The 22851-nt window shown below is 42.1% G+C and carries 21 protein-coding genes, 1 tRNA gene and 4 rRNA genes; 20 read left to right on the top strand and 6 right to left on the bottom strand.

Annotated features, from left to right (window positions below):
* The first annotated feature begins 1 nt into the window (after position 1).
* The 11 genes from rpmJ (at position 2) to rrf (HWV01_RS00865) (ending at position 9042) form a co-directional block, all read left to right on the top strand.
* Positions 2 to 115 (top strand): 50S ribosomal protein L36, encoded by a 114-nt coding sequence (gene rpmJ, locus HWV01_RS00815; protein WP_011770886.1) that lies wholly within the window; start codon positions 2 to 4, stop codon positions 113 to 115.
* Between the two features lie 134 nt (positions 116 to 249).
* Positions 250 to 606, top strand: coding sequence for a 30S ribosomal protein S13 (gene rpsM, locus HWV01_RS00820; RefSeq protein WP_045112204.1), 357 nt, complete (start codon positions 250 to 252; stop codon positions 604 to 606).
* Between the two features lie 13 nt (positions 607 to 619).
* Entirely contained in the window at positions 620 to 1009 is a 390-nt protein-coding gene (gene rpsK / locus HWV01_RS00825; RefSeq protein WP_017223604.1) for a 30S ribosomal protein S11, read from the top strand.
* Between the two features lie 27 nt (positions 1010 to 1036).
* Entirely contained in the window at positions 1037 to 1657 is a 621-nt protein-coding gene (gene rpsD / locus HWV01_RS00830) for a 30S ribosomal protein S4 (RefSeq protein ID WP_045112203.1), read from the top strand.
* Positions 1658 to 1683: 26 nt separating this feature from the next.
* The gene (gene rpoA / locus HWV01_RS00835; protein ID WP_211673649.1) at positions 1684 to 2670 is read left to right on the top strand and encodes a DNA-directed RNA polymerase subunit alpha; all 987 of its coding nucleotides are present in this window, start codon (positions 1684 to 1686) and stop codon (positions 2668 to 2670) included.
* Between the two features lie 40 nt (positions 2671 to 2710).
* On the top strand, positions 2711 to 3094 hold the full coding sequence (gene rplQ / locus HWV01_RS00840) for a 50S ribosomal protein L17 (protein WP_019442281.1): 384 nt from the start codon (positions 2711 to 2713) through the stop codon (positions 3092 to 3094).
* A gap of 611 nt (positions 3095 to 3705) precedes the next feature.
* Positions 3706 to 5250 (top strand): 16S ribosomal RNA (locus HWV01_RS00845).
* A gap of 119 nt (positions 5251 to 5369) precedes the next feature.
* Positions 5370 to 5445, top strand: a tRNA-Glu gene (locus HWV01_RS00850).
* Between the two features lie 240 nt (positions 5446 to 5685).
* A 23S ribosomal RNA gene (locus HWV01_RS00855) occupies positions 5686 to 8579 on the top strand.
* A 136-nt stretch (positions 8580 to 8715) separates the two neighbouring features.
* Positions 8716 to 8831 (top strand): 5S ribosomal RNA (rrf, locus tag HWV01_RS00860).
* Between the two features lie 95 nt (positions 8832 to 8926).
* Positions 8927 to 9042, top strand: a 5S ribosomal RNA gene (gene rrf, locus HWV01_RS00865).
* The 16S, 23S and 5S rRNA genes sit together here with 1 tRNA gene alongside, the layout of an rRNA operon.
* Before the next feature lie 80 nt (positions 9043 to 9122).
* Here the strand turns inward: rrf (HWV01_RS00865) and HWV01_RS00870 are convergent.
* Entirely contained in the window at positions 9123 to 9539 is a 417-nt protein-coding gene (locus HWV01_RS00870; protein WP_211673650.1) for an acetyl-CoA sensor PanZ family protein, read from the bottom strand.
* 66 nt (positions 9540 to 9605) lie between these two features.
* Here HWV01_RS00870 and HWV01_RS00875 point away from each other — a divergent pair, with 66 nt between their 5' ends.
* Positions 9606 to 9860 (top strand): YkgJ family cysteine cluster protein, encoded by a 255-nt coding sequence (locus HWV01_RS00875; RefSeq protein WP_211673651.1) that lies wholly within the window; start codon positions 9606 to 9608, stop codon positions 9858 to 9860.
* 4 nt (positions 9861 to 9864) lie between these two features.
* Here the strand turns inward: HWV01_RS00875 and HWV01_RS00880 are convergent, their stop codons facing one another.
* Positions 9865 to 11022, bottom strand: a complete 1158-nt coding sequence (locus tag HWV01_RS00880; protein ID WP_211673652.1) for a murein hydrolase activator EnvC — start codon at positions 11020 to 11022, stop codon at positions 9865 to 9867.
* 29 nt (positions 11023 to 11051) lie between these two features.
* The gene (gene gpmM, locus HWV01_RS00885; protein WP_211673653.1) at positions 11052 to 12584 is read right to left on the bottom strand and encodes a 2,3-bisphosphoglycerate-independent phosphoglycerate mutase; all 1533 of its coding nucleotides are present in this window, start codon (positions 12582 to 12584) and stop codon (positions 11052 to 11054) included.
* Between the two features lie 312 nt (positions 12585 to 12896).
* Here gpmM and HWV01_RS00890 point away from each other — a divergent pair, with 312 nt between their 5' ends.
* The 3 genes from HWV01_RS00890 (at position 12897) to gpsA (ending at position 14881) form a co-directional block, all read left to right on the top strand.
* Positions 12897 to 13325 (top strand): rhodanese-like domain-containing protein, encoded by a 429-nt coding sequence (locus HWV01_RS00890; RefSeq protein WP_211673654.1) that lies wholly within the window; start codon positions 12897 to 12899, stop codon positions 13323 to 13325.
* Between the two features lie 68 nt (positions 13326 to 13393).
* Positions 13394 to 13870, top strand: coding sequence for a protein-export chaperone SecB (gene secB / locus HWV01_RS00895; protein WP_211673655.1), 477 nt, complete (start codon positions 13394 to 13396; stop codon positions 13868 to 13870).
* Positions 13871 to 13873: 3 nt separating this feature from the next.
* Positions 13874 to 14881: an NAD(P)H-dependent glycerol-3-phosphate dehydrogenase gene (gene gpsA, locus HWV01_RS00900; RefSeq protein WP_211673656.1), complete on the top strand. Its 1008-nt coding sequence runs from the start codon at positions 13874 to 13876 to the stop codon at positions 14879 to 14881.
* Positions 14882 to 14969: 88 nt separating this feature from the next.
* On the opposite strand, the gene nfuA is transcribed toward gpsA, so the two are convergent.
* Both nfuA and HWV01_RS00910 read right to left on the bottom strand, forming a co-directional pair.
* Positions 14970 to 15548 carry a Fe-S biogenesis protein NfuA gene (nfuA, locus tag HWV01_RS00905; RefSeq protein ID WP_211673657.1) on the bottom strand — a complete coding sequence of 193 codons (579 nt, stop codon included), beginning with the start codon at positions 15546 to 15548 and terminating at the stop codon, positions 14970 to 14972.
* Between the two features lie 71 nt (positions 15549 to 15619).
* On the bottom strand, positions 15620 to 16336 hold the full coding sequence (locus HWV01_RS00910) for a ComF family protein (RefSeq protein WP_211673658.1): 717 nt from the start codon (positions 16334 to 16336) through the stop codon (positions 15620 to 15622).
* Positions 16337 to 16401: 65 nt separating this feature from the next.
* Between HWV01_RS00910 and bioH the strand changes: the two genes are divergently transcribed.
* The 5 genes from bioH (at position 16402) to HWV01_RS00935 (ending at position 20977) form a co-directional block, all read left to right on the top strand.
* Positions 16402 to 17238 (top strand): pimeloyl-ACP methyl ester esterase BioH, encoded by an 837-nt coding sequence (gene bioH / locus HWV01_RS00915; protein WP_211673659.1) that lies wholly within the window; start codon positions 16402 to 16404, stop codon positions 17236 to 17238.
* Between the two features lie 146 nt (positions 17239 to 17384).
* Positions 17385 to 18107, top strand: a complete 723-nt coding sequence (locus tag HWV01_RS00920) for a hypothetical protein (protein WP_211673660.1) — start codon at positions 17385 to 17387, stop codon at positions 18105 to 18107.
* Between the two features lie 85 nt (positions 18108 to 18192).
* Complete coding sequence (locus HWV01_RS00925) at positions 18193 to 18777, top strand: DUF4202 domain-containing protein (protein WP_211673661.1); 585 nt, start codon at positions 18193 to 18195, stop codon at positions 18775 to 18777.
* Between the two features lie 292 nt (positions 18778 to 19069).
* Positions 19070 to 19663: a YhgN family NAAT transporter gene (locus tag HWV01_RS00930; protein WP_211675592.1), complete on the top strand. Its 594-nt coding sequence runs from the start codon at positions 19070 to 19072 to the stop codon at positions 19661 to 19663.
* Positions 19664 to 19858: 195 nt separating this feature from the next.
* Entirely contained in the window at positions 19859 to 20977 is a 1119-nt protein-coding gene (locus HWV01_RS00935; protein WP_211673662.1) for an alanine--glyoxylate aminotransferase family protein, read from the top strand.
* A gap of 136 nt (positions 20978 to 21113) precedes the next feature.
* Here the strand turns inward: HWV01_RS00935 and HWV01_RS00940 are convergent, their stop codons facing one another.
* The gene (locus HWV01_RS00940) at positions 21114 to 22823 is read right to left on the bottom strand and encodes a PglL family O-oligosaccharyltransferase (protein WP_211673663.1); all 1710 of its coding nucleotides are present in this window, start codon (positions 22821 to 22823) and stop codon (positions 21114 to 21116) included.
* Between the last annotated feature and the right edge of the window lie 28 nt (positions 22824 to 22851).

The following is a 22851-nucleotide window of genomic DNA, read 5'->3' on the forward strand; positions in this document are numbered from 1 at the left end:
AATGAAAGTTCGTGCATCTGTTAAAAAGATTTGTCGTAATTGCAAAGTGATTAAACGTCACGGCGTAGTACGCGTAATCTGTGTTGAACCAAAGCATAAACAACGCCAAGGTTAGACAATAATAGAAACTTGGGCTAGATTTATTAATCTATTCCCAAGTTTCTATTGCAATACATCTCTCTTCTGAGTATCCTTACGGGCTTTTCGAAGAGTGCAAAATTTTTTTAAACCCTTAATTGGAGTGGTATAGTGGCCCGTATAGCCGGCATTAACATTCCTGATCAAAAGCATACAGTCATTGCCCTGACTGGTGTTTTCGGTATTGGTGCAACACGTGCGAAAGCAATCTGTGCTGCAACTGGTATCGCTGAAACAGCTAAGATCAGAGAGCTAGAAGAAGCTCAACTAGAACTTCTTCGCGAAGAAGTAGGTAAATACACTGTAGAAGGTGACCTACGTCGTGAAGTAAGTATGAATATCAAGCGTCTGATGGACCTCGGTTGTTACCGTGGTATTCGTCACCGTCGCAGCTTACCTCTACGTGGTCAACGCACTAAAACAAATGCGCGCACCCGTAAAGGTCCGCGTAAAGCTATCAAGAAATAGGAGCTGACGAGTAATGGCTAAAACCCCAACTCGCGCTCGTAAGCGCGTTAAAAAGCAAGTTGCTGACGGTATTGCACACGTTCATGCTTCTTTCAATAACACTATTGTGACAATCACAGATCGCCAAGGTAATGCTTTATCTTGGGCAACTGCAGGCGGCTCAGGCTTCCGTGGTTCTCGTAAGTCAACTCCATTCGCTGCGCAGGTTGCTGCTGAGCGTGCTGGTGAAATGGCTAAAGAGTACGGTCTTAAAAACTTAGAAGTTATGGTTAAGGGCCCTGGTCCTGGTCGTGAATCTTCTATTCGTGCATTGAATGCGATTGGTTATAAAATTACTAACATCACTGATGTTACACCAATCCCTCACAATGGTTGTCGTCCACCTAAAAAGCGTCGCGTATAACGTTTTTAGGAATATTGGAGAAAGAACATGGCTAGATATTTGGGCCCAAAGCTCAAGCTTAGTCGTCGTGAAGGTACAGATCTTTTCTTGAAAAGTGGCGTACGCGCGATTGAATCTAAGTGTAAAATTGATAACGCACCTGGTGTACATGGTGCTCGTAAACCTCGTCTATCTGACTACGGTTTACAACTACGTGAAAAGCAAAAAGTTCGTCGTATGTACGGTGTACTTGAAAAGCAATTCCGTAACTTATATAAAGAAGCTGCTCGTCTAAAAGGCAACACTGGTGAAAACCTACTTGCTTTATTAGAAGGCCGTCTAGATAACGTTGTTTATCGTATGGGCTTTGGTTCAACTCGTGCGGAATCGCGCCAGTTAGTAAGCCACAAAGCAATCGTTGTAAACGGTAAAGTTGTAAATATCCCTTCTTACAAAGTGAAAGTTAACGATACAGTTAGCATTCGCGAGAAGGCTAAGAAGCAAGCTCGTATCGCTTCAGCTCTTGAAATTTCAGAGCAGCGTGAGAAAGCATCTTGGGTTGAAGTTGACAGTAAGACACTTGAAGGCGTTTTCAAACGTGTTCCTGAGCGTTCTGATCTGTCTGCAGACATCAACGAACAGCTTATTGTTGAACTTTACTCTAAGTAAGGTTAACTTCATAAGAGAGGACATACATGCAGGGTTCTGTAACAGAATTTCTAAGACCAAGACTTGTTGATATTGAGCAAATTAGCTCAACACGTGCCAAGGTAACACTTGAACCGTTAGAGCGTGGCTTTGGTCACACTCTAGGTAATGCTTTACGTCGTATTCTACTTTCTTCTATGCCAGGTTGTGCTGTAACAGAAGTTGAGATCGACGGCGTACTCCACGAGTACAGCAGTAAAGAAGGCGTTCAAGAAGATGTTCTTGAAATTCTTCTTAACTTGAAAGGTCTTGCAATCAAACTTGAAGGCAAAGACGAAGCGTTACTAACTTTAACTAAGTCAGGTACAGGTCCTGTATTGGCAGGTGACATCACACATGATGGTGATGTTGAGATTATTAATCCAGAACACGTGATTTGTAATTTAACCGGTCAAGCAGATATCAGCATGCGTATTCGTGTTGCAAAAGGTCGTGGTTACGTACCTGCTTCTACACGTGTACACGCTGATGATGAAGAGCGTCCTATCGGTCGTTTGCTTGTTGATGCTGCATTCAGCCCTGTAAGCCGTATTGCTTACAATGTTGAATCTGCTCGTGTTGAGCAACGTACTAACCTTGATAAGTTAGTAATCGATATGGAAACTGATGGAACATTAGATCCTGAAGAAGCTATTCGTCGTTCTGCTACAATTCTGGCTGAACAGCTTGATGCTTTCGTTGATCTTCGTGATGTAACGGAACCAGAGCAGAAAGAAGAGAAACCAGAGTTCGATCCGATACTGCTACGTCCTGTTGATGATTTAGAACTTACTGTTCGTTCAGCTAACTGCCTAAAAGCAGAAGCAATTCACTATATTGGTGATCTTGTTCAGCGTACTGAGGTTGAGTTACTTAAAACGCCTAACCTTGGTAAGAAATCTTTAACTGAAATTAAAGATGTTCTAGCTTCACGTGGTCTTTCTCTAGGTATGCGCCTAGAAAACTGGCCGCCTGCAAGTATTGCGGACGAATAGTAAACACTAGTCAAAAGATTTTTGTAAGAAGGATAAGTTCATGCGCCATCGTAAGAGTGGTCGTCAACTAAATCGTAACAGTAGCCACCGTCAGGCTATGTTCCGTAATATGGCATGTTCTTTAGTTAGCCACGAGATCATTAAAACGACTCTGCCTAAAGCTAAAGAATTACGTCGTGTAGTTGAGCCTCTAATTACACTTGCTAAAACGGATAGCGTAGCTAACCGTCGTCTAGCATTTGCTCGTACCCGCAGCGATGAAGTTGTAGGTAAACTATTTAAAGAATTAGGCCCACGTTTCGAAAACCGTTCAGGCGGTTATACTCGAATCTTAAAATGTGGTCTACGTACTGGCGATAAAGCTCCTATGGCTTACATCGAACTAGTAGATCGTCCAGCTGTTGAAGCTGCTGACGAAGAATAGTATTAGAAGCCAGAGCTCACGCTCTGGCTTTTTTATTGCTCTTAATTATCCTCTTAATTATCCTCTGAATAATTCCTAATTCCTAATTCCTAATTCCTAATTCCTAATTCCTAATTCCTAATTCCTAATTCCTCCTAGATTTTTTTCTGATGTTGAAAATAGCTTTCTTCTTATTCGTTAATACCGATAATTTAAAAATGTCTCTTATTTATGTCTACTGAATACTCTTTTGTAGTAATAGACAGAATTTAAACTGCTTATTAACGAGTTTCATTTGTTTTTGTCTGGTATATACCTAGATTGTTCGCTTTTTAATCTCATTCTGTTTTTTTAATATTTATTGTAATTAACGCTTGCCAATGTGATCCATATCTCTATAATGCGACCTCACTGATACGGCAGCAGCCGCTCAGTATGCTCTTTAACAATTTATTCAAGCAATCTGTGTGAGCACTTGCAGAGATATAATGACCAAAAATTATATCAATGTAATTGTGAACATTAAATTAAATCGAAAGATTTGGTTTTATAAACAACAAACTTCGGTTTGTTGTTGAAGTACAGAATTCATTGAGCCGACTTAATCGCTTAGGCGATTAGTCAAAAACTTTTAATTGAAGAGTTTGATCATGGCTCAGATTGAACGCTGGCGGTAGGCTTAACACATGCAAGTCGAGCGGAAACGAAGAATAGCTTGCTATTCTGGCGTCGAGCGGCGGACGGGTGAGTAATGCTTGGGAATCTGCCTAGTCGAGGGGGACAACAGTTGGAAACGACTGCTAATACCGCATACGACCTACGGGTGAAAGGGGGCCTCTTCTTGAAAGCTCTCGCGACTAGATGAGCCCAAGTGGGATTAGCTTGTTGGTGAGGTAAGAGCTCACCAAGGCGACGATCCCTAGCTGGTCTGAGAGGATGATCAGCCACACTGGAACTGAGACACGGTCCAGACTCCTACGGGAGGCAGCAGTGGGGAATATTGCACAATGGGGGAAACCCTGATGCAGCCATACCGCGTGTATGAAGAAGGCCTTAGGGTTGTAAAGTACTTTCAGCGAGGAGGAAAGGTAGTAGATTAATACTCTGCTACTGTGACGTTACTCGCAGAAGAAGCACCGGCTAACTCCGTGCCAGCAGCCGCGGTAATACGGAGGGTGCAAGCGTTAATCGGAATTACTGGGCGTAAAGCGCATGCAGGCGGTTTGTTAAGCGAGATGTGAAAGCCCCGGGCTCAACCTGGGAACTGCATTTCGAACTGGCAAACTAGAGTTCTTGAGAGGGTGGTAGAATTTCAGGTGTAGCGGTGAAATGCGTAGAGATCTGAAGGAATACCAGTGGCGAAGGCGGCCACCTGGCAAGTAACTGACGCTCAGATGCGAAAGCGTGGGTAGCAAACGGGATTAGATACCCCGGTAGTCCACGCCGTAAACGATGTCTACTCGGAGTTTGGTTCCTTGAGAACTGGGCTCTTAAGCTAACGCATTAAGTAGACCGCCTGGGGAGTACGGCCGCAAGGTTAAAACTCAAATGAATTGACGGGGGCCCGCACAAGCGGTGGAGCATGTGGTTTAATTCGATGCAACGCGAAGAACCTTACCTACTCTTGACATCCATAGAACTTTTCAGAGATGAATTGGTGCCTTCGGGAACTATGAGACAGGTGCTGCATGGCTGTCGTCAGCTCGTGTTGTGAAATGTTGGGTTAAGTCCCGCAACGAGCGCAACCCTTATCCTTATTTGCCAGCACGTAATGGTGGGAACTCTAAGGAGACTGCCGGTGATAAACCGGAGGAAGGTGGGGACGACGTCAAGTCATCATGGCCCTTACGAGTAGGGCTACACACGTGCTACAATGGCGCATACAAAGGGCTGCAAACCAGCAATGGTAAGCGAATCCCATAAAGTGCGTCGTAGTCCGGATTGGGGTCTGCAACTCGACCCCATGAAGTCGGAATCGCTAGTAATCGTGAATCAGAATGTCACGGTGAATACGTTCCCGGGCCTTGTACACACCGCCCGTCACACCATGGGAGTGGGCTGCACCAGAAGTCATTAGCTTAACCTTCGGGAGGGCGATGACCACGGTGTGGTTCATGACTGGGGTGAAGTCGTAACAAGGTAGCCCTAGGGGAACCTGGGGCTGGATCACCTCCTTACGTAAAGTTGTTAGTTTTTGTAAGTGCCCACACAAATTGCTTGAATAGAAACGTTAAAGACAGTCTTATGAAAATAAGACAACGTTTGGGATGAAATCCAAACGTAGAAAGTAAATAGTGTCCCGTTCGTCTAGAGGCCTAGGACACCGCCCTTTCACGGCGGTAACACGAGTTCAAATCTCGTACGGGATACCACTTTTCTTTCTGATTAAAAATCAAAGCTAAGCAGTTAATGCTTATCTTTGCTTTTTAGCAAATTGCTCTTTAAAAATTTGGAAAGCTGAATAAATAAAGAAGTTCTTAAAACACGTTATTGGATTGTTTACTTTCGAGTGAATAGTGTAATAACAATATAGTGTTCTTGAGTATTCTTGAGGCGAAAAAAACTAGATAATACCTAGTTATTTCAATTGTACGGTCGACTTTAGATTGTATGGTTAAGTGACTAAGCGTATACGGTGGATGCCTAGGCAGTCAGAGGCGATGAAGGACGTGTTAATCTGCGTTAAGCTGTGGGGAGTTGATAAAAAGCGTTAATCCACAGATTTCCGAATGGGGGAACCCACTCTACTTTGTAGAGTATCGTAACGTGAATACATAGCGTTACGAAGCGAACCGGGAGAACTGAAACATCTAAGTACCCCGAGGAAAAGAAATCAATAGAGATACCCTTAGTAGCGGCGAGCGAACGGGGTCTAGCCCTTAAGCAGTTTGGAAGTTAGTGGAAGATTCTGGAAAGTTTCACGATACAGGGTGATAGTCCCGTACATGAAAACGACCTTACTGTGAAATCGAGTAGGACGGCACACGTGATATGCTGTTTGAATATGGGAGGACCATCTTCCAAGGCTAAATACTACTGACTGACCGATAGTGAACCAGTACCGTGAGGGAAAGGCGAAAAGAACCCCTGTGAGGGGAGTGAAATAGAACCTGAAACCGTATACGTACAAGCAGTGGGAGCAGACTTGTTCTGTGACTGCGTACCTTTTGTATAATGGGTCAACGACTTAATTTCAGTAGCAAGGTTAAGCGAATAGCGGAGCCGTAGGGAAACCGAGTGTTAACTGCGCGAATAGTTGCTGGGATTAGACCCGAAACCCGGTGATCTAGCCATGGGCAGGTTGAAGGTTGAGTAACATCAACTGGAGGACCGAACCGACTAATGTTGAAAAATTAGCGGATGACTTGTGGCTGGGGGTGAAAGGCCAATCAAACCGGGAGATAGCTGGTTCTCCTCGAAAGCTATTTAGGTAGCGCCTCGCGTCTAACTATTGGGGGTAGAGCACTGTTAAGGCTAGGGGGTCATCCCGACTTACCAACCCTTTGCAAACTCCGAATACCAATAAGTTCAATCGCGGGAGACACACGGCGGGTGCTAACGTCCGTCGTGGAAAGGGAAACAACCCAGACCGTCAGCTAAGGTCCCAAAGTGTATGTTAAGTGGGAAACGATGTGGAAAGGCTCAGACAGCCAGGAAGTTGGCTTAGAAGCAGCCATCTTTTAAAGAAAGCGTAATAGCTCACTGGTCGAGTCGGTCTGCGCGGAAGATTTAACGGGGCTAAACATACCACCGAAGCTACGGATGCAAAGACTTGTTCTTTGCATGGTAGAGGAGCGTTCTGTAAGCCGTCGAAGGTGAGTTGAGAAGCTTGCTGGAGGTATCAGAAGTGCGAATGTTGACATGAGTAACGATAATGGGGGTGAAAAACCTCCACGCCGAAAGACCAAGGGTTCCTGTCCAACGTTAATCGGGGCAGGGTGAGTCGACCCCTAAGGCGAGGCCGAAAGGCGTAGTCGATGGGAAACAGGTTAATATTCCTGTACTCACTTATATTGCGATGGGGTGACGGAGAAGGTTAGGCTAGCATGGCGATGGTTGTCCATGTTTAAGGTTGTAGGCTGTGTGCTTAGGTAAATCCGGGCGTACATTAAGGCTGAGAACTGATGACGAGTCTCTACGGAGATGAAGTAGTTGATACCCGGCTTCCAGGAAAAACCTCTAAGCTTCAGATATAAGAGAATCGTACCCCAAACCGACACAGGTGGTTAGGTAGAGAATACTAAGGCGCTTGAGAGAACTCGGGTGAAGGAACTAGGCAAAATGGTACCGTAACTTCGGGAGAAGGTACGCCAATGATGGTGAAGGACTTGCTCCGTAAGCTATTGTTGGTCGCAGAGAAATGGTGGCTGCAACTGTTTATTAAAAACACAGCACTGTGCAAAATCGAAAGATGACGTATACGGTGTGACGCCTGCCCGGTGCCGGAAGGTTAATTGATTGGGTTAGACTTAGGTCGAAGCTCATGATCGAAGCCCCGGTAAACGGCGGCCGTAACTATAACGGTCCTAAGGTAGCGAAATTCCTTGTCGGGTAAGTTCCGACCTGCACGAATGGCGTAATGATGGCCACGCTGTCTCCACCCGAGACTCAGTGAAATTGAAATCGCTGTTAAGATGCAGTGTACCCGCGGCTAGACGGAAAGACCCCGTGAACCTTTACTATAGCTTGGCACTGAACATTGAACCTACATGTGTAGGATAGGTGGGAGACGTTGAAGCATTGTCGCTAGATGATGTGGAGTCAACCTTGAAATACCACCCTTGTACGTTTGATGTTCTAACGTAGGCCCCTTATCGGGGTTGCGGACAGTGTCTGGTGGGTAGTTTGACTGGGGCGGTCTCCTCCCAAAGAGTAACGGAGGAGCACGAAGGTTGGCTAAACATGGTTGGACATCATGTGGTTAGTGCAAAGGCATAAGCCAGCTTAACTGCGAGACAGACACGTCGAGCAGGTACGAAAGTAGGTCTTAGTGATCCGGTGGTTCTGAATGGAAGGGCCATCGCTCAACGGATAAAAGGTACTCCGGGGATAACAGGCTGATACCGCCCAAGAGTTCATATCGACGGCGGTGTTTGGCACCTCGATGTCGGCTCATCACATCCTGGGGCTGAAGTTGGTCCCAAGGGTATGGCTGTTCGCCATTTAAAGTGGTACGCGAGCTGGGTTTAGAACGTCGTGAGACAGTTCGGTCCCTATCTGCCGTGGGCGTTTGAGAATTGAGAGGAGCTGCTCCTAGTACGAGAGGACCGGAGTGGACGAACCACTGGTGTTCGGGTTGTTATGCCAATAGCATTGCCCGGTAGCTAAGTTCGGAACTGATAACCGCTGAAAGCATCTAAGCGGGAAGCAGGCCTCGAGATGAGTTCTCACTGGAGCTTTAAGCTCCCTGAAGGGCCGTTGGAGACTACAACGTTGATAGGCAAGGTGTGTAAGTGCTGTGAGGCATTGAGCTAACTTGTACTAATTACCCGTGAGGCTTAACCATACAAATTAAAGTATGATTAATTGAAATACGACTTAAGAATAAACAGAACACTTTATGTTTTAAAGACTTCTTTATTTATAGCTTTTCAGATTTAAAATGAAACGTAAGTTTCTATATAGAAAGCAAACCAAATTTGCTTGGTGACCATAGTGTTGCGGTACCACCTGATCCCATTCCGAACTCAGTAGTGAAACGTAATAACGCCGATGGTAGTGTGGGGCTTCCCCATGTGAGAGTAGGGCATCGCCAAGCGCCAATTACAATTTATTTAGACTTAGTCTGAGTAGATATTGTTTAAGACTTAGTCTTAAACAAGAGCAGATGATTCGTAAGACTCGAAAAATTTGTTTGGTGACCATAGTGTTGCGGTACCACCTGATCCCATTCCGAACTCAGTAGTGAAACGTAATAACGCCGATGGTAGTGTGGGGCTTCCCCATGTGAGAGTAGGGCATCGCCAAACGCTAAATTAGATTTAAGACACTGTCTTGAACGAAAAAAGCCGATATCATTGATATCGGCTTTTTTTATATCTGTAAATTATTAACAGCTAAAGCTAAGTGCAGCGTCTTGCTCTGTGAAACCTTGATGAATTAAAAAAGCAGATAATTCAGCTGTAACTTGTGTTGTTTTAATTACCGTTACGCTTTCTAATTGCAGAGACTTTGCATGCTTGATTGCTTGTTGTACTAGGTATTTACCCACACCACGTTGTTGAGTTATATCTCTTACTGCCATGCAGCTTAAGAATAACGTGGTAGTATCATGTTGCATGATTAAACCACCAATGTGGCGATCATTAAATTTAGCAACAAACAGAGTTTGGCTGTCATCTTGAAGCAGTTTATCGAAAGTTTTTTGAATCTCAGCTTCGTCATGCTGAAATGGTCGATACAATTTTGTTATATCAATAAGTAACTGTGGAGTTGAGTCTGTTACTGTAAATGCTGATAATCTCATGCTGTTCCCTTTTTTAGATACATGCTGATATTACGCTATTATCATTCGTTATTTAAGGTTTGTTTTATGCAATGCAGAATGAATTGTGGGGCGTGCTGTGAAGCGCCAAGTATCACTAGCTATATTCCTGGTATGCCCGATGGTAAGCCTGCTGGTGTACGATGTGTTAATCTGTCGGCTGATCATTTATGTCTCATCTTTACAGACCCTAAACGCCCTGCGTTATGTGATACATTTAAAGCCTGTAATGATGTATGTGGTGAAAACCGTGATGAGGCTTTGTTCTTAATTACTGATTTGGAAATACAAACTGCAAGCTAAAATTTTAACGTTTTAGCCATGAGCGTGGATTAACGGCTTTACCCTTGTGACGGATCTCGAAGTAAACCCCTGACTCTAACTGACCTCCACTACGGCCAGCCAATGAGATGACATCGCCTTTACGTACCTTCTCTCCGGTCACTTTGAGTAATGTTTGGTTATGACCATACAGGCTCATATATCCCTGGCCGTGATCAATAATCGTTACCATACCAAATCCACGTAGCCAATCTGCAAAGACTACCTTACCTGCGCTAACTGCTTTTACTTTACTACCTTCATTTGCGCTGATGACCAATCCACGCCAACTGACATTATTAAATCGCTTACTGTTAAAGTTGTGCAGTACTTTACCTTTTATCGGCCAGTCTAATTTGCCTTTATATTGTTTCAATCCTGATAGTGATATTTGCGCACTTTGCTGTTTTTTTAATAACGCAATTTGTTGCTGTTTTCGTAATAACGCAATTTGTTGTTCTAACTTTTGTGCTGCAATTCCTAGCTCTGTTCGTGTTTTTTTCTGCTTGTTAATACTGTAAGCTATATTTCTATTACTTTTCTTCTGCTGTGATTTTTGTTGTGCTAATTGCTTGGATTTTTGTTGCTGTGAAGTTTGGATGACAAGTAATTGCTGTTTTATTTCTTCTTGTTCTATTTCATTTTTTTCAATTTTAGCTAAGGTATCATTAAATTCAGCAATAGATGCAGCGCGAGCGGCGTGAAGGTGTTGATAATAAACTAATGACCGTTCTATCTCTTTACTGTTCTGTTGGTTAAGGAGTAGTTTCAAATAATCATTATTACCACTTAAATAGGCCGTTTCAATTTGTGCAGAAAGGATATTTTGTTGTTTCTTTTTACTTTTTAATAGTACTTTTTCTTGTGCGATTAGGTCGCTGAGAGCTTTTTCAATATCTCGGATTAAAGATTCGGTATTACTGAGTTGTCCGGCGACTTTACTAATGGCACGGTCGGTACTTTGTGTTTGTGTAGATAAATCGTTTAAATAACGGTTTTGTTTTTTAATTGATGCGTCTTGGGCTTTGATCTGGCTACGAAGTTGATTCAGATCAGATTGATTATTGGCTGCATAAGCGTTTGATGATAGTAATATCAGCAGGCCTATAACGCGATAGACCATACTGTTTTTTAAAAATGTCATAACGTAATCCTTTCCCCGTAGGAAAACGATTATTTCAGATTCATTAGGTTCTTACCAGTCATTTCCGCTGGTATTTCTTGACCAAGTAAAGTCAACATGGTCGGGGCTAAATCACATAGGCGACCTGTCTCTGCTGGCTCTGCATCACGACCAAAATAAATCAGTGGTACAGGTAAGTTAGTATGTGCTGTATGAACGCCACCCGTTTCTGGATTGATCATCATTTCAGCATTACCGTGATCGGCTGTGATCAAGCATTCACCACCGACTTTTTCTAATGCCTCTACTACACGACCAATTGATTGGTCAACGGCTTCACACGCTTTAACTGCCGCATCAAATACACCAGTATGGCCAACCATATCTCCATTCGGATAGTTACAAATGATCACATCGTACTTTTCACTCTCAATTGCCGCAACTAACTTGTCAGTGAGCATTTCTGAATTCATTTCAGGTTGTAAGTCGTAAGTTGCTACTTGTGGTGATGGGATTAATTCACGATCTTCACCTGTGAAAGAGTCTTCAACGCCACCATTAAAAAAGAAGGTCACGTGGGCATATTTTTCTGTTTCAGAAATACGTAATTGCGTTTTATTTTGCTGCTCAAGCATTGAACCTAAGGTATTAACTAATTTATCAGAAGGGAAAGCTATGCTCGTATCAATGCTCGCTGCATATTCCGTTAGCATAACAAAATCAGCAAGTTTCGGCGTTACACTGCGTTTGAAGCCAGTGAAGTCTGTATCGACAAATGCACGGGTAATTTCGCGCGCACGATCAGCACGGAAATTCATAAAGATGACTGCATCACCATCGGAAATTGGTGCAGCTTCGCCAATGACTGTCGCTTTCACGAACTCATCATTTTCATCACGTGCATAAGCGGCTTCAAGGCCAGCGAGTGCTGTATCTGCTTTATATTGGCTTTTAGCTTGCGTAAATAGCTCATAGGCTTCTTCAACGCGATCCCAACGATTATCTCGGTCCATCGCAAAATAGCGGCCTATTAATGTGGCTGTTCTACCTACGCCAACTTCAGCAAATTTAGCATCACATTTTTCTAGTGTACCTTGTGCGCTACGTGGTGGTGTATCACGGCCATCTAAGAATGCGTGTAGATAAACCTTTGTTGCTCCTTGCTTTGCTGCAAGTTCGATCATGGCTAAGATCTGATCGTCGTGACTATGTACGCCACCTGGTGACGCTAGGCCTAGGATATGCACGGCTTTATTATTCGCAACCGCCGCATCAACTGCTTTTACAAGTGCTGGATTTTGGTAGAATTCGCCATCGCCGATTGCTTTATCGATTTTAGTTAAATTTTGATAAACGATACGACCAGCACCAATATTTACATGACCAACTTCTGAATTACCCATTTGGCCATCAGGTAGCCCCACATCTAAGCCTGAACTTGAAATCAGCATGCTTGGGCAATCTTGCCAAAGTTTATCTAAAATAGGTGTTTTTGCATTGGCAATTGCATTATCTTTTTGATCAAGACGGTGGCCCCAGCCATCCATGATGATAAGCGCAATTGTTTTTTTAGCCTTAGACATGAGTTTACCTCTCGGTTATTAAGTTTAAATATAGGAATATTACTACACTTTACGGGGCTAAATTGGCTCTTATTTATGATCCAGGTAGAATATTGAAGATATTTAATTGTAAATATCGGTAATATAACTACATATTCATCTGTTTCATATTTCGAGTTATTAGCTTAGTTATACAAATTTGGTGATTAACTTTATCTTTGAGCTTTTCATAACGGTGGTGAGGAATTTATTATTGAGCTGCTTTTATTCCTTGTCACATGTATACTCCGTTGAGAATAATCCTTTATTATTAAATTTTAGAGTCATAATCACATGCAAGAATATATTGAATTTGCTTCGAATAATCCAGCCTTATCTCTCGCTTGGGTCGCTATCGCTGGTTTCCTTATTTATTCATTTGGCTCAAGTGCCATGTCTAAAGTTAAGTCGGTAAACAATCATGAAGCGACCGCTTTAATGAATAAAGAAAATGCCATTGTTGTTGATGTACGTACTGCAGAAAACTATCGTAAGTCACATATTTTAAACGCAATTAACGTTCCAGTTGCTGATATTGAAGCAAATAAGCTATCAATGATTGAAAAATACAAAAACACCCCAATCATCGTTATGTGTGATACAGGAATGAGTTCAGGTCGCGCTGCGAATCGCCTAGCGAAAATGGACTTTACGACTGTTTATAATTTATCTGGTGGTATGGCAAGTTGGCAAGACGCAAACTTACCGACTGTTAAGAAATAACAGTTACCAATCAGCTCGCTAAAAAATTAATTACTCAGTTTGAATCTATAAAATATTGGAATTTACTTATGTCAGAATCAGCAAGCCAACAAGAATTTAATATCCAACGCGTTTACATCAAAGACGTATCTTTTGAATGCCCTAACTCTCCTGCGATTTTTCAACAAGAATGGAAACCTGAAGTTAAGTTAGATCTAGATACTCGTAGCTCTAAGCTTGGTGAAGGTGTATTTGAAGTTGTATTATCACTTACTGTGACAGCTAAAGATGGCGACACAGTGGCTTTCTTATGTGAAGTTCAACAAGCAGGTATCTTTACTGTTGGCGAATTAAGCGAAGGTCAATTAGCACATTGTCTAGGTGCTTTCTGTCCAAATATCTTATTCCCATATGCACGTGAAACAATTGCTAGCTTAGTGAGTCGTGGTTCTTTCCCGCAGCTTAATCTTGCGCCAGTTAACTTTGATGCATTATTTGCATCTTATGTTCAACAAGCACAAGCAGCAGAAGCACCTGCTCTTGCAGAGCAAAAACTGGACTCTTAAGTGATGGCGACTGATACAGCTTTGATTACCGTTCTGGGTGCTGGTTCTTACGGCACTTCATTAGCGATGTCCTTAGCACGTAATGGTAACAAAACCGTGTTGTGGGGTCATAATCCACAGCATGTTGCCGAACTTGCTAAAGCGCGCAGTAATGAAACTTACTTACCGGGTATCGCTTTTCCTGATGCTTTGGTATTGGAGGCGGACCTTGAACAAGCTGTGGCCGCAAGTCGAGATATTCTGATTGTGGTACCGAGCCATGTTTTTGGTGATGTATTAAAGCAGATTAAACCATTTTTGCGTGAAGACTCGCGTATATCTTGGGCTACAAAAGGCCTAGAAGCTGAAACCGGACGTTTATTGCAAGATGTTGCAACAGATATTCTTGGAAGTGGTTATCCATTAGCTGTACTTTCTGGACCTACATTTGCGAAAGAGCTAGCTGCTGGTTTACCAACTGCAATAAGTATCTCGTCAACGGATCCTAAATTTGCTGATGATATCTCACACTTATTGCATTGTGGCCGTAGTTTACGTACTTATACTAATAATGATTTTATTGGCGTGCAACTTGGCGGAGCGGTTAAAAACGTGATTGCTATTGGCGCTGGTTTATCTGATGGACTTGGTTTTGGTGCGAATGCTCGTACTGCATTAATTACTCGCGGTTTGACTGAGTTATGTCGTCTTGGTGAAGCATTAGGTGCAGAAAAAAATACCTTCATGGGTATGTCTTGCTTGGGTGATTTGGTACTAACCTGTACTGATAATCAAAGTCGAAATCGTCGTTTTGGTCTTGCACTGGGTGCAGGTAAAGGCGTTGATGAAGCACAAGTTGAGATTGGTCAAGTTGTTGAAGGCTATCGCAATACCAAAGAAGTTTATTTGTTATCTGCGCGTCTTGGCGTGGAAATGCCAATTACGGAGCAAATATATCAAGTGTTATATGAGAATAAGCTTCCAAAAGAAGCGGCTTTAGCATTATTAGCACGTGATAAAAAAGGCGAATAATCAGTTTTAATTAAAAAAGTGACGGTCAAGACCGTCACTTTTTATTTATTCTATCGTTTAATGTTAACTGTGCTTGATTGATTAAAGCTTAGTAGTAAGAATGCTCACCAGCTTGGTGTTCTGTTGCATCTTTAACAGCTGTTAGTTCTTCAGGGAACAATTCTAGTAACTGTTTTTCTATCCCTTCTTTCAACGTAAAGTCTACTTGGCTACAACCATTACAACCACCACCGAACTGTAAGATAGCAATGCCATCATCCGTGATTTCAGTTAATACAACGTTACCGCCATGTCCTGCTAATTGTGGGTTAACTTCAGTTTGGATCACATAGTCAACGCGTTCTGTTAGTGGTGCATCATCTGCAACAGCTCTTATTTTTGCGTTAGGCGCTTTAAGTGTTAATTGAGAACCCATTTTGTCCGTAACAAAATCGATATAAGCATCGGTTAAGAATGGTTTGCTCATGTCATCAATTAATGCATCAAAACCACTGAATGGTAATACAATATCAGTACTTTCAATTGCTTCAGGTGGACAATATGATACGCCACACTCTGCATTTGCTGTGCCTGGATTAACGACGAATACACGAATGTTAGTGCCGTCTTTTTGGTTGCTAAGTAATTTTACAAAATGAGTTTGTGCCGCTTCAGTAATTGTTATCATGATGTCCTCTTTGTCATACCCGACTAATTTACTATGTCTTTAATTGTAACGCTATTCCTGATTAGAAACCACTAATCCGCTAATGTTCTGGCAATACACCATATATCGATACGTTCTACCCCTGCTGTAAATAAAACCTGGCAAGCTGTTTTCATTGTTTCACCTGTTGTCACTACATCATCAATAATGGCAATATGTTTAACTGTAATAGGTTGTGTGACTTGAAATGCATTGTGCATATTGTTGCTACGCTCAGCCGCTGTTTGCTTGGCTTGTGCTTTGGTATTTTTAGTGCGAATAAATTTTTTCTCTGCGATTAGCGGTATTTGCAGCTGTTTTGAAAGATCTTGGGCAAGTAAATGGGCTTGGTTATAGCCTCGTTTTGCGAGGCGTTTTTTATGTAAAGGGATAGGTAGTAATGCCTCTGGTAAACTGTAATTATGCTGGATGACGTTGTTACTGACGCTACGACTTATTAGCTGGGAAAACAGTAAGTGTAGTTGTGGCTGTTGCGAAAATTTATATTGTTTAATTAAGTATTGGCATTCCAAGCTGTAGTTCATCGAAGCAATTAATCTTTGCCAAGGTGGCTCTAGGTTTATGCACTCATGACATTGACCTTGTTGATTTATAGTTAGTGGAAGCGCGCAACGATAACAGCTTGATACCGGTAAATAGGGTAATTCCTGTTGGCATAATAAACACAGAAAAGGTTGTAGATTATCGATGGGCATATCACATAAGTAACAACGAGGTTGTAATAGTATCATGCTTAGTTTGCGGATCATGGCTATATCTACTCGTTTGATTAGTATATCCTCATGACTAAATAATTCGTCAAGTGTAGAGAAATATGTCAGAAGTCTTCGCCACAAAAATTAAAAGTGTAAGCGGCAACACAGAGTTACATGTCGATATTGTCGGTGACGGCCCAGACTTAGTGTTATTACATGGTTGGGGATTAAATAGTGCGTGTTGGCAATCTATTGTTCCGTTACTATCAGCGAACTATCGATTACATTTAGTTGATCTACCTGGTTTTGGCTTTAGTCATGATAGTTATCTTGAGAGTCAGTCGCTGGCTGATATTACTGATGCATTAGTTAAAGTTGTACCTGATAATGCCGTTTGGTTGGGTTGGTCGTTGGGTGGGTTGTGTGCTACTCATTTTGCGCTAGCGCATCCCCAACGAGTTTCTGCATTGGTGACAGTCGCCAGTTCACCGAAATTTATGGCAACATCACAAGTGAATGAATTAGCTGCTTGGGCAGGTATTGCTGAAAATGTATTAGTGCAATTCCAACAGCAGCTAAAACAGAATCTATCACAAACTATTAATCGTTTTTTAGCCATTCAAGCGATGGGCAGTGAAACGGCGAAACAAGACATTAAACAGTTAAAGTCTTTATTAGCGGCACGTCCGCAGCCGCATGAACAAGCATTAAGTAACGGTTTACGATTATTAGAGACAGTGGACTTACGCGTGCAGTTAGCTTCATTAACAATGCCATTTTATCGTTGTTATGGGCGCTTAGATTCGCTGGTGCCACAAGCGACAGTGGTGTGGATGGACCGTTATCTACCACAATCACCGAGTCTAATATTTAAAGCGTCTTCACATGCGCCTTTTATTTCAGAACCCACTCTTTTTGTGAATAAACTGCAGGCATTTATCAATCATTCGTTATAAACTCAAATAGCAGCCACTCATTTTATTATTTTGGATGTACTGTTGAGCCGTTATTTATGATAATGAGGGAAAGATATGTTCATACAGTCACACGCTACGATTAGTTTTCTGCGCTGTATGAATATTGCTAAGGGGGTCGCTAGCATATGGCATTAGTTATTCCTCCTCCTACGGGCATTCCCAATGCGTTAAACCCAACCACAGCGGCAGTGGAACGGGATGCCGAAAAGCGCGAGATCACGCCTGCGATCACCCCCGATGGTGCGTCAGCTTCAACAAGTGACAGCACCACAGACAAAGACCTTATTAATTATAACTCGAAGAAAAATGATCCTGATAGCAAGAAAAAACAAGCCCGAGATCCATCTGTGTTGATGCTAGATGATGATGAGGTGCTCGTACTCGATCATGTTTCTCACGAAGGTGAAACGCGAGTGGATGATTTTTCAAGTATCGTATTATCGATTGATATGACGAATCCGCCTGAAACGATTATTGCTGAAGTTTTGTTACTACGACAGGCTATCTTAGCTAAACCGACCCTCAAGGTTGGCGATCGTCAACAACTTGCCGAAATAAATCACATTATAAAAACTGCGCTGGCTGATCTACTAAGGTTAAAGGAACTTGATGAAGTTAAAGTGTTAGCTGCACAACTACCAGGTGAAACTGGCGTATTAAAAGGTGAAAATGTGCATTCCCACGTTGTCGCACTGGATGATCTTTTCGCTTCTTCTTTTGATGATGATATGGACGTAACAACAGAGTCTGTATCGGCAAAATCCAAATTAGCTGGCGCTGTTGTGGGGTATTTCTATGGTGAAAATATAGAACCTCAACCACCATCACAGATCGATCAGCAAGAATAATCTTATATTTATTGTGAGTTTATCGGTAACTTTCTGTGTGCTTTGCTAGTATGGGCTTTATAATCATACTAATAACGAGGATGTCATGTCAGAGCAACGGATACAGCAAGCAATACAATTAATTGATGAAATAAATCAGTGTGATCCAGTCAGTGAAATTGTAGATGGAATAGCACAACCAAAAGAATGGTTATACGGTGTGCGCATGAGCGAGTGCTTGGCTGAATTTATGCCTGGAGCATCGACTGCATTACAAATAGCCGCGCGTGCACAACATATTAAACGTTGGAGTATTCCTCGTAGTGAGCATCCACTCGGGCGCGAAGGCTACAATAAATGGCGTCAATCATTAGGCCGTTTACACGCCGAAGAAGCAATGAGAATTGCAGAAAAGGTAGGTTGTGCTCAAGATGAAGTACAAGCAATTGGTCGTATGTTGCGTAAAGAAAAATTAAAACGTGACTCACAAGTACAAGCGCTAGAAGATGTTATTTGTTTAGTATTTTTAAAATATTACTTTACCGCGTTTTCAGAAAAGCATACACCCGAAAAACTGATTGTTATTGTGCAAAAGACTTGGGCTAAAATGTCTGAAAAAGGCCATGAAGCGGCACTGAAATTAACGTTTACACCTGATCAACAAGCTTTGTTGGCTAAAGCGCTCGGTTAATATTTTTCAGCTAGATTTAATACTGCGAATTCACTGCAGTTACTTGAGTTGCAGTGAATAATAATTCTGACTGCCCAGTTCGTTTTACTCTTCTTCTTTAATGCTGCCCATTTAACATGCTAAATCCCGTAAACATACCTGTTTAGTTTTAGCTTTAATCACTGTTTTAATCGTGTTCTTATTTGTTATTATCTGCTAATTAAATACTTTATATCTATAATCTCTCTGGTATATTGAGCTTAGCAATTACATTCGGTTAATTGGATGATTTAGGGAGTTAAAGTTAATGCAAATGGAAATAATCTCGGCCGCGGTGATGCTATTTTTGATCATGGATCCGTTAGGTAATTTACCAATATTTTTGTCTATTTTAAAACACATAGATAAAAAACGTCGACGTGCTGTCATGGTACGAGAATTATTAATTGCACTGTTTGTGATGCTGTTATTCTTATTCTTAGGTGAAAGAATCCTTGGTTTTTTAAGTCTAAAACAAGAAGCGGTGAGTATCGCCGGTGGTATTATTCTGTTCTTGATCGCAATTAAGATGATCTTCCCGACTGAAGGTGGGTTAACGGGCCTAGCCGCAGGTGAAGAACCGTTTATTGTGCCAATGGCGATCCCGTTATTAGCGGGGCCCTCAATCCTTGCTGCGTTATTATTATTAGCCCATCAAGACCCTGACAAAATGTTTGAATGGTCTGCAGCGTTACTTATTGCATGGGGGCTAAGTGCCTTTATTTTAATGTTCTATGAAGGGTTTAATCGTATTCTCGGCGAGAAAGGGTTAGCCGCTGTAGAGCGATTGATGGGAATGTTATTGGTGATGATATCGGTACAGATGTTACTGGATGGTATTGCTGATTATCTTGCCACAGTAAGCTAATCGAACACTATTGTTGTTGGGTCATTGTAAACAAAAGTTTGCATTGTTGTTTGCAATACGCCGTCGCAATGGTAAATTAATCTATCTTAATACCTAAGTAAGCTTAACAGATAGTTTAGAACGTAGGGCAAAAGCAGCGTCACTTAGGTACACTGCTTCTGATTACTGGTTCTCACAATATGACAAGGAAATTGAATGAGCATTACCTCTTTTTATCCACCACAACGTACTTTGATGGGACCTGGTCCTTCAGATGTTTATCCGAACGTATTACAAGCATTAAGTCGTCCGACCGTTGGTCATCTTGACCCGACATTTGTAAAAATGATGGATGAAGTAAAAGAATTGCTGCAGTATGCATTTCAAACCAAGAATCCTTGTACTATGGCGGTTTCAGCTCCTGGTTCTGCAGGCATGGAAACTTGCTTTGTGAATTTGATTGAGCCTGGTGACAAAGTCATTGTATGTATCAACGGTGTGTTTGGTAATCGTATGGCTGAAAACGTAACACGCTCTGGTGGCGTACTGGTTAAAGTAGAAGATGAATGGGGCAAACCCGTTGATCCAGAAAAACTTGAAGCAGCGTTAAAAGCTCATCCTGATGCGAAAATTGTCGCATTTGTACACGCAGAAACATCAACAGGTGTACTTTCTGATGCCAAGACTCTTTGTGCACTAGCAAGGGAATATGATTGCTTATCGATTGTTGATGCGGTGACGTCACTCGGTGGCGTGCCTTTGTATGTGGATGATTGGGGCATTGATGCCATTTATTCTGGTACTCAAAAGTGCTTGTCTTGTGTTCCGGGTATCTCTCCGGTGAGCTTCAGTCCTGCAGCCGTTGAAAGAATTCAAAACCGGTCTGTACCTGTGCAAAGTTGGTTCTTAGATCAAACGCTTGTGATGAGCTATTGGTCAGGTGAAGGTAAACGTACTTATCACCATACTGCGCCGGTAAATACCCTATATGCATTACATGAATCATTAGTGCAATTACAAACTGAAGGCTTAGAGAGTGCATGGGAACGTCATGCACTGCAACATTTAGCATTGCGTGCTGGTTTAGAAAAAATGGGTATCGAGTTTATTGTTGATGAAGCGTGTCGTTTACCACAGCTAAATACGGTCGTTATTCCTGACGGGGTTGATGATGCTGCTGTGCGTAACCAATTATTACAAACCTATAACCTTGAAATAGGTGCCGGTTTGGGGGCATTCGCAGGTAAAGCATGGCGTATTGGTTTAATGGGTTATGCGGCGCGCGCTGAAAATGTTGCATTGTGTTTACGTGCCTTAGAAGAAACCTTGAACTAAAAATACGCTAAATACGGCATAGCTTATGCTGTAGCAGCTAAGGGCTAGTGAAACTTATTTAATATGAAAAGCCACGCTTCATGAATAATGGAACGTGGCTTTTTTAGGTATTGGCTTAATGATCTCACACTTTAAGCTATTGAGAATAAGTGGTGTTAGCCTGACTCGCTGCAAATTTCTGCACTAATTTATTCGTTGGGTACAGTCGTACAGTCCGTTTTAATAGAGTTGCTGATTCTTCTTTTTTGCCTAGTTTTGCTAATGCGCGAACCCAATTAATATAAATATTTGCTCTTGGTGTTTTCTGTGAGATCTCAGCAGCCCAATCCATATAGTTATTCAGCTCTGCTATATCGTTATTGTATATCGCGATTTGCAAGCGATACATCATAGCGTTGAACTCTAATCGTGTGATCCAAGCGACTGGATTGACGACTTTTGTCAGTGGCGTTAGATCACTGCGATCACTGCGCTCATATTGGGTTAACAATTTATTCGTATGCAATGTCGTTAGCATAAATAACCCCGTAACTAAGGGGATAAATAATGCTAAGGTACGCAATAAAAAGGTGTAACTAAATTTGATTGTTTTGGTATTGCTATAACGACTGCTGATATACCAAACCAAGGTTAAGAATACCACCCAATGCACGACGGCATGATAAAACGGATATTCTGTCTGGCTATGTAAAACCAACGGAAATACCAGTCCTAATAACGCCATCGCTTGCCATAATGGCTGCTTGACGATAATACGTAAGAAACCAATCATTAATAACGCGATCCCAGCTAATGCAACAAGGCCACCTTCGATACTCCAATATAATAATTCATTATGTGGATGGTCAAGATTTTCTGGTGATCCAGGTAATGCGAGCCCTTGACTCAGTGCTTGGCTGTACGAATTGAGATATGAGACTTCAAAGCTACCATAACCCCAACCGAGGAAAGGTTTCTCTAACCACATAGCTAACCCATGTTGATAGATAGGCACGCGTGCGCCTGGATCTGTTAGCGCGGCTGCGGAACGCGCTACTTTGTCTGCTGTTTCTAACGAGTAAGCACCAATGGCAACAGCGATAACACTGCAAGCTAACCAAATTAACAGACTTTTTGTTTGTTCTGACTCCCGTAACTGTTGCCACACCCAAGGTAACATGAGCGCTGGTGCAATTGATAATGACAGGTAACCAGTACGAGATTGCAGTAATATTACGGGAATAATGGCCATGAAAGTGGTGACATAACAAAATAGACGTTTTTTTTGTTCATCCAATTTAGTTTGTGTCAGCAGGTATAAAGCGAGGGCAATACCCGTTGTTAAAAATGAAGCTGAGACATTGGGTTGTTGAAAAATACCGTAGGGACGATTGGCGATTTTCTGATAACCAACAATATTATTAACCGGTAGTAAATAGTATTGGACGAGACTAAACAGTGCCTCGATAAATACGGCGCCTAAAATTAAATATAATAGGGTTAGTCGTTGTTGCTGAGTAAGCTGTAATTGCTGCAGGGCAAGAAAAAATAGTAGCCCACCGACTAAACCAAATAAGCGGGTATAACTGATACCAGCAACGATAGGGTCGGCATATAATACCGGTAGTAGCATGACTAGCGTGGCAGCGATAAACATTAAGCTCATCTGGGAGTAAACCAATTTCGCTTGTAATGTCGCTTGCCACAAACCAATGCCGATTAAGGTTGAAATAAAGATCCAACCAATCACATTAAAAGGCAGGTGTAGTCCTGAACCGCCGCCGTTATGCTGGAAATAATGCATACCGATCAGCATATATACGGCGAACGTAATGAAAAATCCTTTTTTCAATGTTGTTAGATTCATACTATGACTCTTGGTTTATAATATTCAG

It is taken from the genome of Moritella sp. 5 (genome assembly GCF_018219455.1).
Lineage (GTDB): Bacteria > Pseudomonadota > Gammaproteobacteria > Enterobacterales > Moritellaceae > Moritella.